We start from the raw sequence: 16,679 nt of genomic DNA on the forward strand, positions 1-16,679 counted from the left end.
GGGTTCGGGTCCTGGCACCCCAGCACGAAAAAGGGGACCCTGGACCCCCCCCCCCCCCCCCCCCCCGGGCCCCTCGTCGTACTCCCCGGCGATCACCACACTGTCTCGCTCTGTCTCGCGTTCGAACGGCCTGTCTCGGGTTGCGTGGACGGGCCGTGGACGGGCTTTCCAGAGGGCCGTCACCCGTACTGGCTGAGGCGAGCAGAGATCTTGGCGTTCGCAGCGTCGTCGCCGTCCTTCAGGAACTTCGCGTACACCCGGAAGAGGACAGTCATGCTGTGCCCGGCCCGCTCGGCTACTAGCTGAGGCTCCACGCCGGAGCTGAGCCAGGTGGACACCGCAGCGTGACGTAGATCATATGGGCGCTTGGCCAGTGCCGAGTCGAACTCATCTGAGGTGAGAGCACGTCTCCGGGCCTCCGCCCAAACTTCGCCGTATCCGGTGTCCTGGATCAGACCACCGCGCATCGTCTGGAACAGTCGGCCGTCCGGCGCCGTGCCGTACGCGCTGACGTGCCACCGCAGGAGTGCCACGAGTTCCGGCGGGATCGGTACGTGACGGACCGCTCGCCGGGGCCGATGCTTGAGTCCGCGCTTGTCGTGCGCCTCGCCGCTATCCGTCCACGCTGAGCCGGAGCGCGGGCGAGTCTCTCTCAGCCGGAGCAGCCCCCACCCACGCCGGGGCAGATCGCAGTCCCGAATCCGTAGGCCGATGACTTCGGCCGGCCGCGCGGCCGCGTAGTACATGCAGCCGAAGAATGCGACCAGACGGCGACCGCGCGGGCTCTGGTCTCGCACGGCTGCCAGCAGCTTCGCTGCTTGCCCAGGGTTGGGCACGCATTCGGGGTCGACCTCCTCGACCACCTGCTCCGGGGCTTTCCACTTGATGCGGGTGAGCGGATTGTCCGTGAGGAGTTCGGCCTCTACGGCGTAATCCAGGGAGTTGTAGAAGATTGCTCGCTTGCGGCTGATAGTTCCTGGTGCAGCCGTTGTGCCGTCCAGCTTCCTGGAGATCGCGTTGAGCGCGGCCCGCACAAGAACCAGATCAGACAACGCTGACGTGGGCAACGACTTGCGCTTGAACCATTCCAGAACCTTGCCCACATCGGGCGGGACCTCCTGGTCCCAGCGGTTCTTGTTGAAAGCCCAGCTATACAGCGCCTGGCGTACGGCTCGGTCGTCCGCCATACCGCGCGTGTCTTTCACGAACGTAGGCGTCACCGTTGCCATGGCTTCGGCCAATGTGCGCCGAGTCGAGGCAGGGGAGTGGGCCCACTTCAACTCGATGTAGTTGCGCGCGTGGTCGAACCACGAGATGTCCCGGTCCCTGGCGACCAGGGACTTCGGAAAGCCGCTGTCCACGTCGAACGGCTCGCCCTCACGTGCAGCCGTAATGAGCTGGGCCCGGCGACTCTCCGCCAGGCCCAGGGTGAGGAACGACTCCGAGTGCGGGCGGGGGCCCACCTTCCAGCGGAGTTGGTACGGGTTCCGCGAGTCACTGCGCTTGCGGATAGCCCAGATCTTTACGGAGTAGCTCCACTCGGTCACGCGGATTCCAATTCGTCCTTGAAAGCGTCCAGGGCACTCCGACGCACACAGATACGTCCGGACGGCGTACGGCGTGCCTCCGGGCCATAGCCGCGGTCTCGCCAGCGGTACCAGGTAGGGCGGCTGATGCCGAGTTCTTCCAGAACGTCACTCAGGGGCAGCAGTTCGTCTTTCGGCGTGCGGCGCCGACGGGTCGGGGTCGTCATGCAGATCTCTCCTGTGCGAGAAGACCAGGGCAAGTGGGGTCACATTCCTGTGGGTCGCGGACCATCGCGGACCACCGTGTTTGACCTGCGCTTTTGTGTGGGGTGGTGTGCGGACCATCGCGGACCGCCCTTGGAGGGTTGGTCCGCGATGGTCCGCGATTGGGGTTCGGTAAAGGTGCAGGTCAGCGGGGGCGGTCCGCGATGGTCCGCGACCCGGCGGATTGTGGGCGCTACTTCAGTCGGCGTTGCCGGGTGAGGGGCGCAGGGTGATGCCGGTGTAGGTCCGCACCCGGCTGTCGCCGTCTCGGGGGCGGGTGAGGGTGAGTTGGGGGATCGCGGAGAGCAGGTTGCGGCCGAAGATCTGTTTGGTGCCGGGGCGGACGCCGTTGTCTTCGGCCCACTCGCGCCAGGCGGCCCACAGGTTGTCCACGGGGATCGTGCAGGCGGGTCCGGTGGTGCAGCGTTCGCGGATGAACGCGGACGTGGGTGACGCGGTGTCCTGCATGGTGGTGACGGCCTCGCGGCTGGCGGCCGGCTCAGTGATGCGGCCGGTGCGCTGGAGGCGGGCCAGTCCGTCCAGGGCCCAGTTGAGGATGCCGGGCATCTCGGCGGTGAGCCGGTCGGTGAGGGTGGTGTCTTCCTTGCCGAGCCAGGAGACGGTGAGGTTGAGGACGATGAACCGGCGGGCGATGACGCCGGAGGAGTCGCCGAAGTGCGGCAGCTCGTTGGAGAGCATCATCAGCCGGGTGGGCAGCTTGCCGGTCCATTGCTCGCGGTACTTGCGGTCGATGTCGATGGTGTCCTCGCCGGAGATGGTCAGCAGACGTTCGACGACCTGGCTGCTGTCGTTGCCGGACAGACGCGCGTCGGAGATGACCGCGAGCGGTTTGCCGATCAGGGTGGCCAGTCCGAAGTTCGTGCCGAGTCCGGCGAGGGTGGGGCCGGCGAGGTTGTTCTTGCCGACCAGCTCTTTCATCACGCGGGCGATGGTGCCCTTGCCGGAGCGGGACGGGCCGACCATGAGCAGGATCTTCTGCTGGTCGGTGCGCCCGGACAGGATGTAGCCGAACCACTCCTGAAGGGTGGCGATGGCGTCGGGGGCGTCCGGCCAGATCTTCGCCAGGAACCGTTCCCATTCCGGCGCGGTGGCGTCCGGGTCGTAGGTGAACGGAACGGAGACGTGGTTGAAGAATCCGGGGGTGTGGGGCAGTAGGGCGCGGTCGCGGATGCGCAGCAGCCCGTTGGCGCAGGCCACGATGGGCCCCCATCCGGTGGTGTTCGCGCCGCCGCTGTCCAGCCACGCGGGGGCGTCCACGTCGGAGGGCAGCAGGATGATGGAGCCGAGCGCGTCGAGCAGGTTGCTGATCTTCTGCTTGGTTGGTGCCCAGTCGCGTTCCTCCATCTGGCCGTCCTTGACGGGCACCAGGTAGACGGCGTGTTCCAGGCGTTCGTACATGGCCTTGCGTACCTGGGCTTCATCGATCTCGCGCCAGTGGGTTCCGGTCCAGCGCATCCACGATGCGCGCCAGCGGCGGCACACCAGGTGTCCGTCTTCGGTCTGCCAGTCCGGCAGGAGCCGGCGGGCGACGGCGAGGGGGTTGGACGGCGGTGGCAGTTCCTCGGTGTCGGTGGCGGGTGCCTCGGTCATGCTGCGGTCCTCCCTCCGGGCACAGTGCGGACGCCCTTGCGGGCGGCGACCTTCAGCGCGCCCACGCACGGCCGTGGCGGGTGTTGTGTGGCGCTGTGACGGCCGTGTCCGGGGTGGCGCGGTGCTTTGGTCATGCGGTGTGCTCCCGGGCGGTGCGGAAGCCGTTGGCGACCGCGCGGCGGGCGTACGGTTCGGGGACGCCGACCAGGACGGCGCCGGCGGTGATCTCCTCGCCGATGGCGGCGAGGCCACAGGGTCCGGGGCAGGTGGTGTGCTGGGCGGCGAGGAAGCGGGCGACACCGAACGCCTGTGATCCGGCGCCGGACTCGGCGTGCGAGCGGATGAGAGCGAGGCCGCGTTCCAGTCCGGTTCGGACGTAGCGCTCGGTGTGGCGGCACCCGGTGGCCACCGTGCGGTCCCACGGGGCGCGGGCAGGGGAAGAGGCCACCCCGCGCCGGGCGGGGGTGGCCTCTTCCCTCACCACCAGGGCGCGGACGGCGGACGGCAGCGCGGTCATGCGTCCGCTGCCGGGACCGAGCCAGCGGGCGTACTGGCTGACGGACTTGATGTCGATGCCGGGACGGACGGCGTTCGCGGAGGGCATGGCGCCCTGGTAGATCCAGTGCTGCCCGCGCGTGGTCGGCACGGTCCGGGTAGCGGGCAGGTTCTGCCGCGCCCACGCGATGGCGTCCTCGTTGTCGAGGTCCACCACGGTGAGGCCGGCGCCGCCGGGGTGGTAGGCGACGGCCGCAGCCTCCCGCCATGCCGGCGCCCACGCGGGTGACGCGATGACGCGCGGGTCGGTGGTGGCAGCGGCCCACGCGTGGCAGGGCGCCGGGCAGGTGCAGGGGCCCGCGGTCTTCATGTTCGGCCGTCCGCCGCACGCGTTGCCCGCACAGGCGGGGCAGTTACCAACGGGCACTTTCCCTTTTCGCAGTGGCAGCACGGGCAGCCGGGCGGCGGCGAGGGCGAGGGCCACTCGCCGGACGGGGGCGGGTTGGGTCATGCTGGGACCTCCAACAGGTCTGTTCTGGACTGGTTGGCAAGGGCGGCCCCGGGTTCTTTGGCGAGAGTTGGGGCCGCCCTTGGCGCAGCTAGAAGGGCGATTCGTCGCTGTAGCCGCCGGGGCCCCGCGGGTCGGGGGCGCTGCTGGCGCGGCGGCGCAGCCATCGCGGGCAGCGCGGGAGCGGCAGCAGGACCAGGCACCGGCTCTCGTCCCAGCAGGGACAGGACACCCACTCGGTACCGGCGTACTCGCCGTTGTGGTCGCCGTAGTCGTGGGCGGTGCCGCCCTCGCCCTGGCAGTTCGGGCAGCGGGGGCGAGGGGTATCGGTCAGGGCCAGCGCGCGGCGGGACGAGCAGACGACCTTGATGCGCAGTCGGGGCAAGGCGCGGGAGGTCATACGGTGTGCTCCTCGGTCACGGCGGCCATGTCGTCCACCTGCAAGAGCAGGTCGCCGAGCTGGCGGCGGGTGATCTCGCGGGTGTAGGTGGTCGGGCCGTCCTCGTTGTCCCAGCTCCATTCGACGGTGACGATCTCGTTCGGGTCGATGTCCATCACGGCTCCTTGCGGGCCAGTTCGCGGGTGGGGTGGGTGTCGGCGGTGACGTACAGGCGCATGCGCCGTCCGTCGCGGGCCGGGTAGCGGCGGAAGCCGCCGACGTGGAAGGCGGCGGCGAGGGTGGCCGCGATCTGGTCGGCGTCGCCGGTCGGGCAGATCACGCGGATCTCGAACACGGGTAGGTCCCTCCTGGTCAGCCGTGGAAGTGGTTGCGCTTGATGACGGCCTTGCGGATGTTGACCGTGGTCCCGCCCCGGTGGCCGCTCCCGCTGAAGACCTGCACGGCGACCCAGCCGCCGAAGATGACGGCGGCGAGGATGACGAGCTGGGTGATGAGGGCGGTCAGGGCGGTGATGAACGCGGTCAGCAGGAACAGCCCGCCGCACACGGCGAGGAAGCCGACGCCCCCCAGGGCGACGTTCACCGCAGCGCGGGAGACGGCCGGCTTGGCGGTGACCGGCTCGGGCTGTGCGGGGGCGACGGCGTAGCCGGTGACGACACGGCCGTCCGGGAGGACGATGCTCGCCACCGCCGGGGTGCCGCCCGGCTGCATGGGTGCGAGCGGCGCCGTGGGCGAGCGCACGAACGGGACGGGGCGGTGGACCTCCGGGGCGAACGTGTTGCGTGCGACCGGGCGGTGGGTGGGCTCGTTCACGTCGTCGTCTCCCGTCACTTGCCGAGCGCGGACAGGGCGTCGGCGGATGCCTGCACGAGGTTGTGGATGGGCTCGTAGGCGCCGGTTCCGGCGGTGAAGAAGCCGAACAGGAACAGGACCAGGGCGGCGCCCCCTCCGGCGGACCTGGTCTTGACGGCGAAGGCGGACGCGGCGCCGAACAGCAGCACGGCGGAGATGTTCAGGACCATCAGAAGCACTCCGGGCGGGCGAGCTTGTTGAACCGGGCGTGCATGTCGGCAAGCGCGTGGTGCAGGTCGGTGAGGCTGATCGGGTCGGTGTGGAACCGGTCGCTGAGGGCGGCGAAGTGAAGGAGGTCGTTGCCTTCGTCGCGGCAGACGATGACGGGCGGCTGAGTGGGTTGTGGGTTGCGGTTCATAGGTGCGTGCCTCCGGGGGTTCAGTCGGTGGTGCCGGCGCGGTAGATGCGGGCGGCGCGGTTGTAGAGCCAGCGGCCGACGCGGATGCGCTTGCCGGTGGCGTGGCAGCGGCGGCAGTCCTTGCCGCGCTTGAGGCGTCCCTTGCGGTCGTGCTTGAGGGCGTGGCCCATGCCGCGGCACTTGCGGCAGTCGCCGAACGGCGAGGCCGCACACAGCCCGCCGTAACCGATAGTGATGGCTATCAGGCAGGCGATAGCAAGGAGGATGGGGGTCATCAGGGGCCCTCCGGGCGGGTATCCAGGGGTTTCCGCAGGTGGGGTGCTATCCGCTAGATCGCAGATGAGTGGCGGTTTGGGGTGCTAGCGGGGGTGCTACCGGTAGCAGGTGTGCCTGCTACCGGTAGCACCGTTGCGGGCCTATGCGGCGCCCGGCTTCTCGTTACGCTCCGCAATCGCCTTGAGGAGGTCGGCGCGGACGATGCCGCGCCGGGTCGTGCGGGTGCCGTCCTCCGTCGTGCCCGCAACGTCGCGGGTCTTGATGCCGTGCGGCTTCAGGGCGGAGGTGACGTTCTCGCCCTTCCACCCGCCGTACACGTCGGGCCGCAGTTCGGCGAGGCGGGCGGCGATCCGCTCGTTCCACACCCGTTCCTCGGTCTCCGGCACCACGGCCGCGACGTCGGCGAGCAGGTCGTAGGAGGCTCCCGCGTCGGCCTGCGGCTCTTCCCCGAGGGCGTGGCCGGTGAGCAAGCCCAGCTTCTCGCGCAGTTTGCGGGCCCGGTCGGCGATCGCTTCCGCGGTCGGAGCGTCGACGTAGGTGGCGCACACGATCCGGGCGTCGGCGCCTTCACCGAGGAAGTAGTGCACACCCTTCTCGGCCCAGTTGAACATCGTGGCGCGCACGCCCCGCTTGTAGGCGGAGGTGCCCAGCACCATGTCGTTCTCGGTCTGGCCCATGACCTTCAAGCAGAACCGGGCGGAAGCGTTCGCGCTGATGGCGGTGGGGATGCTGTCCTTGTCCGGTCGCTGCGTGGCCAGCAGCAGCACGATCCCGGTGGCCGGTCCCCGCTTGACCAGGTCGGTGCAGATCTCTTCCAGTTCCTTGCCGTACTTGTCGTGCTCGAACCAGACCTGGCACTCATCCACCCCGACCACGATCGGGTGCAGCCCCAGCGACTTCCTGTCCGCCAGAGCGGACGTCACCTTGGACTCGGGGCACAGGTCCCGGGGCAGGGAACGGATCATCTTCGCCCGGCGGCGCAATTCCTCACGTAGGGCACGCATGTCCTTGACCGCGTACTCGATGTCGTCATCCCCGTCGCCGGCGCGGTGCCGGTGGGCGATACGCTCGCCGACCGGGTCCAGGTCGCCGGTGCCCTTGAGGTCGTAGGAGTGGACCTCAGCGCGCGGATCCAGAGCGGCGATGAGCAGCAGCAGACGCAACAGGAACGTCTTGCCCATGCGCGGGATGGCACCGATGATTCCCGCGATGTACATGAGGGTGATCTCAACCCAGCGTCCGCGCTGGTCAGTGCCGTAGGCGACCGGCTTGAACAGGTCCACCGCACCGGACTTGGCCAGCGGCCAGGCGGGCTTCTTGGCCTTGGTCAGGTCCTGGTCGCCGACCCACAGCACCAGGTGCCCGGTGTGCTCCTCGGCCACCGCCTCCGGCCACACACAGCTCAGCGGCCGGCGCAGACCGGAGGCGAGCCGTTCGCGCCGTTCGATGATGTCCGTGACCGTCACACCGAACGGCAGGTTGCCCTGCGCACGCCAACCGGGCCCGTCCCGGGTGATCGGGGCGGTGAACTCGAACCCGTCCCGCCCCTTGGCCTGAGCCTGGTTGATCGCCGGGATACCCAACGAGCCGAGCGCCCGCAGAACGATGTCCGACGTGAGCTTGGCTGCCTTCGGGACCTCCACCGCACGGTGGATGACCGGGTCATCGGCCTTGCGGCCGTTGAAGCCCAGCGCCAGCACCAGCGCACTGACCGACAGGGCTTGCAGCCAGTCGGGGGCGAGGACGTAGATGGCGAGGGCCGCGCCGATACCGACGAACATCGCCAGCACGGCGACCAGGGTCCGCAGTCGGACCCGGCCGTCACGCTGCCGGGAAAGCTTCAGATACTCGGCGGCGTCCTCGCGGCGCACGGCGGCGAGCCGGACCGGTTCGCCCTCGCGGTCGGCGACCCACCGCATGGTGCCGCCGACGAACCGGGCCAGCCCCGCAGGGGCCTGCATGGCTAGGCGCGCGGCGTAAACAGGCGAGCGAACGGCGTGGTAGGCGGTGGCGTGCGTGTAGTGCCGGGCCACCCACGCGGACGCGGTCTTGAGTTCGGCGACCGAGCGCAGCCACAGCGGGATCACGTCCCGCCGCTTCGCGGCGGCGAGCCGGCCGAGGTAGCCCGGACCGGTCACGGCCGGTGCCGACTGGTCGACCATCACGCGCCGCGTCGGGTCGGCCGACTCCTCGCCCGACTCGTGTCCGGGCGAGTCGGCCGACTGCCCGCCATGCGTCGGCGAACTCGGGTCGGCCGACTGCTCGCGCGCGGAACGTGCCTTGTCGAGGTCGACCACGTCGGCTCCCGAGTCGGGGTCGGCGTCGGCGGCCACCTCGGCTTCCAGCCCGTTGAACAGTTCATCGTCGTCGGGATGCTTCACTGAGAGTCCTTCCACTTTCGGGTGTGAGGGAGAGCGGGCCCGGCCGACGCTGTAGGAGGTGAGCGGCCGGGCCCGTGCTGTGATGGTCGGTTCGTTGGCGAGCTGGAAGGGGCACAATTCCTGCCCCTAGCTCACGCGTTCGGTTCAGGCGGCGTGGGCCGCGGTGCGGGCGAGGGCGTCGGTGACCCGTTCGCCGATCCACTGGGCGACGTTGCAGGAGACGGCGTTCCCGGCCTGCATGGTCTGCTCGCCCTTGTTGCCGTGGACGATGTAGTCGGCCGGGAAGCGCTGTGCGAGGAGCTGTTCGCGCGGCTGGATCATCCGGTAGTGGCAGTCGTCCAACTCCGGTGCCGGACCGAGCAGCGCGGCGGAGTCCTTCGTGCCGAGCGTGTGCAGCGGCTCGCCGGCCGACTTGCTGGCGGCGTTGCGGTAGGGGATGACCAGCCAGTGATGCCGTCCCTGCCCGGTGACCGTGTCGACCGGGGTGGAGACCGGGCGGGCGGTGGCGTTGCGGCGCAGGGTGACGATGAACGAGTCATCGGCCTGCGGCGGGGGCAGCAGTGCCTCGAACCCCCTGGGGTTGGCCAGCCGCGTCCGCATCGGCTCGGCCGTGTGCGTCGGCTGCGTGTTCCACGTCCCGCCCGCCGGAACGAGCACCGCGTCCCCGATCTTCACGGTGCGGGCGGCGAGCGGGGCGCCATCGGCGGGCATGGCGCGGCCGTCGTGTCCGCCGTGGTTGACGGTCAGCACCATCCGCTCACTGCCCAGCAGGCTCAGCCCGGCGCGGATGCGCTTGACCGTGTTCGCGGCGAGCGGCCGCAGTCCGTGCGCGGGTCGGTCGCCGATCCGGACCCCCAGGTTCGTCCAGTCGATGATGGACGCGGCCGGGCGCACGTACGGCTCCACCACAGCGTGGCGGCAGGCGGTGTTGGGGCAGCGGTAGTCGTACTGCTGCTTGTACTTGCCCACCCTGCGGCCGTTGCGCCAGGTCTGCACCGCGAACACGTCCTCGCCGCACTCGGGGCACCAGGCGGGCGGCCGGGGTGCCAGATCGGGGACGGGGATGTCGGTGCGGGTGAAGACGATGTAGATCCGGTCCCGCCACTGCGGCGCGGGCAGGTTGTCGGCGCCGCCGACGTGGGCGGAGGACACGGAGACGATCTGTGAGCGGTAGCCGAGCATCTCCATGCCCTTGCGCCACCACTGGAACAGCTCCCAGTCGACGGCGAACTCCAGCACGTTCTCACACAGCACCGCCTTGTAGCGATGTACCTCGGTCGCCCGGATCACGTCGTAGGCGGTCGCCCTGGTGCGCTCCCACCCGGCGTCCTCCACCCGGCCGCACTCCTCCAGCTCCAGGGTGAGCTGTCCGTGGGTGCGGCGGCGCCCGCCGGCCGGGGAGATCTCCGTGCAGATCGGCGAGGCCCACAGGATGTCCGTCCTGGGCAGGCGCCGCATGTCGTAGTTGTTGATGTCCGCGCACAGGTGGTCGGCGTCGCGGTGGTTGGCCGCGTGGGTCTCCACCGCGCGCTTCCAGTGGTTGGCCGCCAGGCGCAGTTCCAGACCGGCCGCGACCAGGCCCGTGGAGGACCCGCCCGCGCCGCAGAACAGGTCGGTGAACGTCAGGCTCACGCCCGAACTCCCTTCGAGTGCAGTGCAGGTGGGTTACAGGTCGAACAGGCCCGGCGTGTCGTCGGCGGGCGGGGCCGCCTGTGCGCGGGCCCGGCGGTCGGCGGCGACGTAGCAGTCCGGGCACCAGGCCCGCAGGCTGCTGGTGGGCAGCGTGACGGCCCTGGTGGGCGGCGTCGACGGGTCGGCGGGTGCGGCCATCAGGCGGACGCGGTGGCCGTGCTTGCTGGTGTAGCCGTCGTGCTCGCGCGGGCACCGCCCGTCCGTCTTGGCGTGCGGGTTACCGCACTCGCCCGCGCACTGGCAGCGGTGGCCGGCCGCTTCCATCACCGGCAGCCACGTGCCGACGGCCGCGAGGGGCTGTGACTTCATGCCGCCTCCTCCTCGCTGCTGTCGTCCGTGGTGTCGACGGCGTGCAGGGCGGGCGCGGTGCGCTCTGCCTTGAGCGCGTCGCGGACCTTGCGGGCGTTGTCCTGCGAGATCCGCAGCGTGGTCCGCAGCCGCTCAGCGGTCAGCTCGCCCTCGGGCCAGTCGGCCGTCACCGTGCGGGCCTCGCTCAGCGCATCCTCGAACGACCGGGCCCGCGGCTTGCCTGCCTTGGGCTTGGCCTTGGGCGCGGAACGGCGCGGTGGCCGGGGCGCACTGTCGACCGCCGGGGCGGTGGCTGTTTCAGCGGGCGGCGGGGGCGGGGTGGTCTCTTCCTTCCCGGCGGGGGCCAGTTCACCCAGGCGCAGCAGGACGCGTTCGCGTCGGGGCGTCTTCCTGCGCCAGCTGCGGCCGTAGCGCTCGCGCAGGTCCGCGCGGGCCAACAGCCGTTCCCGCTCCAGCGCGAGCGCATCCGAGTAGGAGGTGACCTCCCACAGCGCCATCCGTCGCCACAGCGCGAACGTCGACACCGGGGCCAGCAGCCAGCGTGAGACGCGGATCTTCTCCATGCGGCGTCCGGTGGCGGCACCGATCCGCACGGCGTAGATGTGCGCGCCGATCTCGGAAAACACCACCCACAGCAGCGGCATGGTGCCGTGGGCCACCTTCGCCCACGGCCCATGTCCGGCGGCGACGTTCAGACCGCAGGTGACCAGGGTGAGCACCCAGGGAACGAACCGCACCCAGGCCAGTGCCATGTCCATACGGATCAGCAGCAGGTTGGCCACGGTGAACACCGGAATGGCCGTGTCGATGCCGACCGGCAGCATCCACGGCTCACCGAACCCCCACCGTGCCGCAGCCTCGGAAACGGCGTCGAACGAGGAGATCAGGCCGAGCGCGCCGACCCCGGCGGCGGCCAGCGCCCCCAGACCGGCAAGGCCCATCTCCGGGCGGGTCAGCGGCGGCACCCCCGCCGGCTCGGCAGGGGCGCCCGGGGCGGGGAGTGTCGCGGTGCTCATGCCGCACCCCCGTCCAGCTCCCAGATGCCCAGCAGCTTGTTGATCTCCCGGTGCGCGGCAGCCTCGTTCACCGCGTCGCCGATCAGGGCGTATCCACGAGCCAGCGTGGCGTTCGCGTCCAGCGCCCGGCGCAGCAGCGTGGGGAAGTCGGCGTTCTTGCCGGGACGGGGGCCGTAGACGATCTCGTACAGGGTCATGCCGCTCCCTTCCGGTGCGTGGTGTGGGTGCCGGGGCGTCCGGTACGGCGCCCTGCGGTCGTGCCCCTGGCCGGGGTCGTGGCGGCGGGGTAGTGCCAGCCGCCACCCGTGCGCTTGACCGCGTACATGGCCTCGTCCGCCAGCCGCAGCAGCGTCGCCAGCGCCTCAGCCGGGCGGGACACGGCGGCCGGGTTGAGGTCATTGGAGAGGGCCGCGCCGATGGACGCGCCCACCGTCAGGTCACGGCCGGCGTGGCGGAACGGCGCGGTCATCTCGTCGTGCAGGCCACGCAGCAACCACGGCAGCGAGAGAGGGTCGGCGAGGGGCACGACGGCGGCGAACTCGTCCCCGCCCAACCGGGCCGCGACCGCACCCGGACGCCCGTCAAGGGCGTCGGTCAGGCTCCCGGCGGCGGCACGGATCGCGGCATCCCCGGCGGCGTGTCCGTGGGTGTCGTTGACGGCCTTGAAGCCGTCCAGGTCGCACAGGATGACGGCGACGTGCGGGCGGCGGGCCAGGGTGTGGACGGCGCGGTTCTCGAACGCCTCCCGCGTCCACAGCCCCGACAGCGGATCGCGCCGGGCAGCGGTCAGACGGCGGCGCATCCACAGACTGTGGGCGCCCCACGCGGCGGCCATCGGGCCCACCGCGGCGAGGGTGTGCAGCATGGTGGTCACGCCGCACCCCCCGGCACCACGGCCCTGCGGTTGGCCAGGACGCGCCGGGCGGACAGCACCCGGTTACGGGCCCGCCGCAGACGACGCGCATCCATCTCGTTCGGGACCCGGTCAAGGATCGTGATCTGCACGTCCAGCAGGTCGACCTCCGCCAGGATCAGCGGTGACTCCTGCTCGATCGCGTCCAGCTCCGCGTCCGTCGGCTCCATCCACGGAGCAAAGGCGGTAACGGCGTCCTGAACAGTGACGATGTGGTCCATTGGGTCGTGCTCTCCCTTGCAGGTGGAACGGCCCTACAGCGCCCCCGGAGTTGCCTCTCCGGGGGCGCGCGCCGTTGGTGTCTTGGGTGGAGTCCTCGCGGCTCCCCGCACTCCGGCCCGTACGGGCTGCCACGCTGTGCGCGGCCCGGACGGGCGGGAGAGGCAGCCGGCCGCAGCGTCAGCGCTGCGGACCAGGAACGGACCGGAAGATCTGAGCAGGCGCCGCCGGCCGGTCCGTCGCGGCGGCGCCCTGGTATGTCGTCGGTCCATGCCGACCTCCCGCGAATCGCAGGGACACGGCTTCACCCATCGCGCCGTTGCCAGGGCGGGACAGGTCCCGAGCCGGAGAGTCGGGTGCGTCATCGTCACTGCTCTGACGCCAGCAGGGCGGTCTGCACGAGTCGGTGCAGGTTGGCGTACCGCCGACGGCTTCACCCGGCCGTCACGGGGGCGGTCTCACTCTTGCCGCCACGTGCGTTGGAGCTCCGCTGTACTTCCCCACACCCGGTCACCGGGTGGCGCCTGCCAAGCGCGTAGGGGGAGAGCGTCGTTCATCACGGCGGTTTGCCCCCGGACCCTCGCCCTAGGCACCTACCGCGACCGCCGCTCTCGCGTCGGCTCCGCACGATCACTGTTCAGTTTTCAAACAACGGACGCTGCCTTCGTACTCACCCCGTCGGGGCTTTCCTCCGGGCACCACACGACCACGGGCGAAGCGTGGTGTGTATTACCTACCACTCACGTTGGCAGAAGGATTCCGCGCCGTCAACCCGTGGCTTTCGACTCGGTCCCGCTGGCCTGTCCCGTGCGGTGGTGATTCAACTGTCGTCATCTGGCGAGCGGTTCGGGAGCGAGTACTTGGGGGTGCACTCGTGCACTCCTAGGTGCGAACCCTCTGCACCCCGGGCCTGACCTGCGTAGAGTGACGATGGGTCAAGCTGGTACTACGGCCGCACTCTGGGGGTCCCATGGCAGACCGGAACGCCAGACTGGCCGCGCTCATGCAGGAAGGCGACTTCTCGCACAAGTCCCTTGCTCGCGCGGTGGTCGCCGCTGCCGCTCGGTCAGGTGAAGACATCACCTGCGATCACACGTACGTCTCGCGGTGGCTCAAGGGGGCGACCCCGCGCGGCAACATGCCGCAGTTCATCGCGGATGCCATCGGGCAGAAAGTAGGGCGCCGGCTCACCCTGGACGACATCGGCATGGGTGACGCGGCCGTGTCTTCCGTACAGCCTGACCTCGGACTTGAGTTCGCAGATAGGCCCGAGGCGACAGCCAAGACCGTCGCAAACCTCTGGCGTGCCGACCTTGCTGAGGCTGAGGTACTGGTCAGGGCGCAGCCGGACTCGGCCGCCTGGAACACGGCGTCTCTGCGCTGGATCGTCGCCCCGCCGGACGGGGAGCTGACGCGCGCGGGCAACCGCGCGATCGGCGCGGTGGACGTGGAGATGATCCGTTCCACTGCCGACGCGTTCAGCATGCTCGATGGCAAGTTCGGCGGCGGCCACGCCCGACGCGCGCTGATCCAGTACCTGCACACGGACGTACGGCCAATGCTGGACGGTAAGTACTCCGACGACGTGGGCAAACAGCTCTACTCGGCCGTGGCGGAAGCGCTCTTGCTCGCCGGGTGGATGTCGTACGACAGCGGCCTTCACGGCATCGCTCAGCGGTATTTCATCCAGGCGCTGCGCATGACGCAAGCGGCAGGGGACCGGCTTCTTGGCGGCAGCATCCTTTCCGCGATGAGCCACCAGGCCACGTTCCTCGGGCGCTACCAGGACGCGGCCACCCTTGCTCGGGCGGCCTACACGGGACCAGCGGGCGTGTTGGGCCCCACGATGTCCGCACAGTTCCGCGCGATGGAGGCGCGTGCCCTGGCCCGCCTCGGTGACGAACGGGGATGCGACCTCGCTTTGGTAGAGGCAGAGCGAAAGCTCAGTCAGCGGACCCCGGACAGCGATCCGCCGTACATCGCGTATTTCGATGAAGTGGAACTTGCAGCCGAGATCGGCCACTGCTTCCGAGATTTGGGCCGGTCCGCAGAAGCGGCAGAACGGGGCGCGGGATCGATCTTCGGCGACGGCCTGAATAATCGAAGCGACTTCTTCGCGACGATGGTGCAGGCCGAAGCGTATATCAACCAAGGCGAAATTGGGCGCGGCTGCGAAATCGCCAAGACTGCCCTACAGCTTGGCGAGGGTTTGAAGTCGGCGCGCTGCGTCCAGTACGTTCGAGAATTCCGCGAACGCGTATCCCCTGCGATGCGGGGCGCTGTGGAATTCCGTACCTTCATGGAAGAAGCGCGGACCTACCGCCTGTGGCAGCAATGCGGCTTGACGCCTTAGAAGGGTGCCCAATCTCGGCGTGATCCTCCCGACCGGAGAGTTGCCACACGCTTCTCGACCTCGTCAGCAGCCCGAGGGTTCGCGCCCGCGTTCTGCGAGAGCCACGTGACCATCAGCAGTTCTCGCACGCTCCGCAGCACCATGTATCCGGCCCATTCGCGCACGTCGAAACCGTAGCCCGCCACGAAATCCGCATACTCCGCTTCCGTGTGCCATCCAAAGCTGTCGTAATACATGGCTGTTTGCATCAGGTCCCACTCGCGGGGGCCTGTAGAAAACCCGTCCAGGTCAATTACGCGCGGATGGCCAGACGCATCGTGCAGAACGTTACCCACGTTGAAGTCACCGTGCAGATGTCCCGAGGGAAGCGAGAATTCGAGGCGTCCATACTCGACCTCCAAATCCCTCGCCATCGAGCGCAGGAATGATCGGGTGCTCGCCGGAATGGAGGCACGCTCCAAGCGGCTCGCGACCTTTTCGAACGGCTGGAGTCGCGGCAGCGAAAAAGGCGGCGGCTCCAGTTCGTGCAGCCGCCGCAGTAGCACGCCCATTTCTGCCGTACTCGCGTACGTGTCGCCGTCTGCGAGCCCTTCCCAGAAGGTGACCGGGTGGTCCTCGACCACGATCGGCTGTTCGGCGTCTGTGACGAGACGAGCGGCCGGGTACCCCTGGTCAGCGAGCCACCGGGCCACCGCTACCTCTCGCCGCACCGAGGAAAGCCGGTCGGCTCCCCGCCCCACCCGCGAGATGATCCGGCCGCCGTCGACACGGAACACGGCATGGTCGCCTAGCCGAAGGATCTCGATGCCGTCCGGCTCCAGGTCGGCGACCGCGCATGCCCGGCGCAGGATGGCCTCTGCCGCGTCCGCGTCGAACTCCGTGCGTTCCGTCGTCGTCATGCCGTCTGCGTCTCCCGTCCGGTCGGCAGGGTGAGGACTTCCCGCCCTCGCCCTGCCCCCTTGCCGATCAGCCCTTGGCCTTCCATCTGCGCGATGGCGGAGCGCACGGCAGTCCGGGACGCGCCGAACCGCTCGCACAGCTCCTTCTCGGTGGGGAAGCGGTCGCCGACCTTCACCCCCTCACCACGCAACAGGTCGGTCACCCGCTCGACCAACGGCCGGCGGTCGCCGGTCCCTGTGACGAACCACCCAGCACCCTGCACTGATTCGATCACGCCATCGGCCTTGAGAGCGGCAAGCGCCCGCTCGATGGTGCTGCGGCTCACGCCGTACTCACTCACGAGTGCCGACTGAGACGGCAGCGCTTCAGTGATCTCGCCGTTCGTGATCTTCTCGCGGAGGGTTTCCGAGACCTCCAGGTACGTTCCTCGGGGACTGCCCTGCGGCACGTGGGCTCCTCTTCCTCGACCTCCACTCAATGGCAACAAGTGTTGCACTCCCGGTCCCACCAGCCGATGGTCTTGCCGCCATTCCCCCACCCAGCGCCGCTCGTTGCGCAGTGCTTTGTCCGGTGCCCGGAGGACCGGCACCGTTCACTGCCGCACGC

At 69.7% G+C, this 16,679-nt stretch carries 21 protein-coding genes; 1 reads left to right on the forward strand and 20 read right to left on the reverse strand.

All coding sequences use genetic code 11. From position 1 onward, the window contains the following. Window positions 1–179: 179 nt before the first annotated feature. From ACZ4U1_RS21885 to ACZ4U1_RS21970, 18 genes are all read right to left on the reverse strand, one after another. Entirely contained in the window at window positions 180–1,547 is a 1,368-nt protein-coding gene (locus tag ACZ4U1_RS21885) for a tyrosine-type recombinase/integrase (RefSeq protein ID WP_467905325.1), read from the reverse strand. Next, window positions 1,544–1,753, reverse strand: a complete 210-nt coding sequence (locus ACZ4U1_RS21890) for a helix-turn-helix transcriptional regulator (RefSeq protein ID WP_386584077.1) — start codon at window positions 1,751–1,753, stop codon at window positions 1,544–1,546. Before ACZ4U1_RS21890 ends, ACZ4U1_RS21885 begins: the two co-directional genes overlap by 4 nt. Window positions 1,754–1,988: 235 nt before the next feature. Then, complete coding sequence (locus ACZ4U1_RS21895; protein ID WP_467905327.1) at window positions 1,989–3,401, reverse strand: DNA primase family protein; 1,413 nt, start codon at window positions 3,399–3,401, stop codon at window positions 1,989–1,991. A 130-nt stretch (window positions 3,402–3,531) separates the two neighbouring features. Then, complete coding sequence (locus tag ACZ4U1_RS21900) at window positions 3,532–4,407, reverse strand: bifunctional DNA primase/polymerase (protein ID WP_467905328.1); 876 nt, start codon at window positions 4,405–4,407, stop codon at window positions 3,532–3,534. 88 nt (window positions 4,408–4,495) lie between these two features. Beyond that, window positions 4,496–4,804: a hypothetical protein gene (locus ACZ4U1_RS21905; RefSeq protein ID WP_467905329.1), complete on the reverse strand. Its 309-nt coding sequence runs from the start codon at window positions 4,802–4,804 to the stop codon at window positions 4,496–4,498. Continuing rightward, window positions 4,801–4,959, reverse strand: coding sequence for a hypothetical protein (locus tag ACZ4U1_RS21910; protein ID WP_467905330.1), 159 nt, complete (start codon window positions 4,957–4,959; stop codon window positions 4,801–4,803). The genes ACZ4U1_RS21905 and ACZ4U1_RS21910 overlap by 4 nt, the downstream gene beginning before the upstream one ends. Next, window positions 4,959–5,138, reverse strand: a complete 180-nt coding sequence (locus tag ACZ4U1_RS21915) for a hypothetical protein (protein ID WP_467905331.1) — start codon at window positions 5,136–5,138, stop codon at window positions 4,959–4,961. Before ACZ4U1_RS21915 ends, ACZ4U1_RS21910 begins: the two co-directional genes overlap by 1 nt. Before the next feature lie 17 nt (window positions 5,139–5,155). Continuing rightward, window positions 5,156–5,617, reverse strand: a complete 462-nt coding sequence (locus tag ACZ4U1_RS21920; RefSeq protein WP_467905333.1) for a hypothetical protein — start codon at window positions 5,615–5,617, stop codon at window positions 5,156–5,158. 14 nt (window positions 5,618–5,631) lie between these two features. Further along, window positions 5,632–5,826 carry a hypothetical protein gene (locus ACZ4U1_RS21925; protein WP_467905334.1) on the reverse strand — a complete coding sequence of 65 codons (195 nt, stop codon included), beginning with the start codon at window positions 5,824–5,826 and terminating at the stop codon, window positions 5,632–5,634. After that, window positions 5,826–6,014, reverse strand: a complete 189-nt coding sequence (locus tag ACZ4U1_RS21930; protein ID WP_467905335.1) for a hypothetical protein — start codon at window positions 6,012–6,014, stop codon at window positions 5,826–5,828. The genes ACZ4U1_RS21925 and ACZ4U1_RS21930 overlap by 1 nt, the downstream gene beginning before the upstream one ends. A gap of 20 nt (window positions 6,015–6,034) precedes the next feature. After that, window positions 6,035–6,289 carry a hypothetical protein gene (locus ACZ4U1_RS21935; protein ID WP_467905336.1) on the reverse strand — a complete coding sequence of 85 codons (255 nt, stop codon included), beginning with the start codon at window positions 6,287–6,289 and terminating at the stop codon, window positions 6,035–6,037. A gap of 141 nt (window positions 6,290–6,430) precedes the next feature. Continuing rightward, window positions 6,431–8,671 (reverse strand): cell division protein FtsK, encoded by a 2,241-nt coding sequence (locus ACZ4U1_RS21940; protein ID WP_467905337.1) that lies wholly within the window; start codon window positions 8,669–8,671, stop codon window positions 6,431–6,433. Between the two features lie 144 nt (window positions 8,672–8,815). After that, entirely contained in the window at window positions 8,816–10,303 is a 1,488-nt protein-coding gene (locus ACZ4U1_RS21945) for a DNA cytosine methyltransferase (protein WP_467905339.1), read from the reverse strand. Window positions 10,304–10,336: 33 nt separating this feature from the next. Further along, a complete protein-coding gene (locus tag ACZ4U1_RS21950; RefSeq protein WP_467905340.1) occupies window positions 10,337–10,672 on the reverse strand; it encodes a hypothetical protein in 336 nt (111 codons plus the stop codon). Continuing rightward, window positions 10,669–11,688 (reverse strand): DUF2637 domain-containing protein, encoded by a 1,020-nt coding sequence (locus tag ACZ4U1_RS21955; protein ID WP_467905341.1) that lies wholly within the window; start codon window positions 11,686–11,688, stop codon window positions 10,669–10,671. The genes ACZ4U1_RS21950 and ACZ4U1_RS21955 overlap by 4 nt, the downstream gene beginning before the upstream one ends. Further along, complete coding sequence (locus ACZ4U1_RS21960; RefSeq protein WP_386584096.1) at window positions 11,685–11,885, reverse strand: hypothetical protein; 201 nt, start codon at window positions 11,883–11,885, stop codon at window positions 11,685–11,687. The genes ACZ4U1_RS21955 and ACZ4U1_RS21960 overlap by 4 nt, the downstream gene beginning before the upstream one ends. Then, window positions 11,882–12,553, reverse strand: coding sequence for a GGDEF domain-containing protein (locus tag ACZ4U1_RS21965; RefSeq protein WP_467905707.1), 672 nt, complete (start codon window positions 12,551–12,553; stop codon window positions 11,882–11,884). The genes ACZ4U1_RS21960 and ACZ4U1_RS21965 overlap by 4 nt, the downstream gene beginning before the upstream one ends. Window positions 12,554–12,558: 5 nt before the next feature. Further along, window positions 12,559–12,822: a DUF6284 family protein gene (locus ACZ4U1_RS21970; protein ID WP_467905343.1), complete on the reverse strand. Its 264-nt coding sequence runs from the start codon at window positions 12,820–12,822 to the stop codon at window positions 12,559–12,561. A 968-nt stretch (window positions 12,823–13,790) separates the two neighbouring features. Here ACZ4U1_RS21970 and ACZ4U1_RS21975 point away from each other — a divergent pair. Continuing rightward, window positions 13,791–15,173 (forward strand): hypothetical protein, encoded by a 1,383-nt coding sequence (locus ACZ4U1_RS21975; protein ID WP_467905344.1) that lies wholly within the window; start codon window positions 13,791–13,793, stop codon window positions 15,171–15,173. On the opposite strand, the gene ACZ4U1_RS21980 is transcribed toward ACZ4U1_RS21975, so the two are convergent. After that, entirely contained in the window at window positions 15,170–16,072 is a 903-nt protein-coding gene (locus tag ACZ4U1_RS21980) for a phosphotransferase enzyme family protein (protein WP_467905345.1), read from the reverse strand. The genes ACZ4U1_RS21975 and ACZ4U1_RS21980 overlap by 4 nt on opposite strands. Then, window positions 16,069–16,521, reverse strand: coding sequence for a GntR family transcriptional regulator (locus ACZ4U1_RS21985; RefSeq protein ID WP_467905347.1), 453 nt, complete (start codon window positions 16,519–16,521; stop codon window positions 16,069–16,071). Before ACZ4U1_RS21985 ends, ACZ4U1_RS21980 begins: the two co-directional genes overlap by 4 nt. Window positions 16,522–16,679 lie beyond the last annotated feature (158 nt).

It is taken from the genome of Streptomyces sp. NPDC028928 (genome assembly GCF_055564915.1).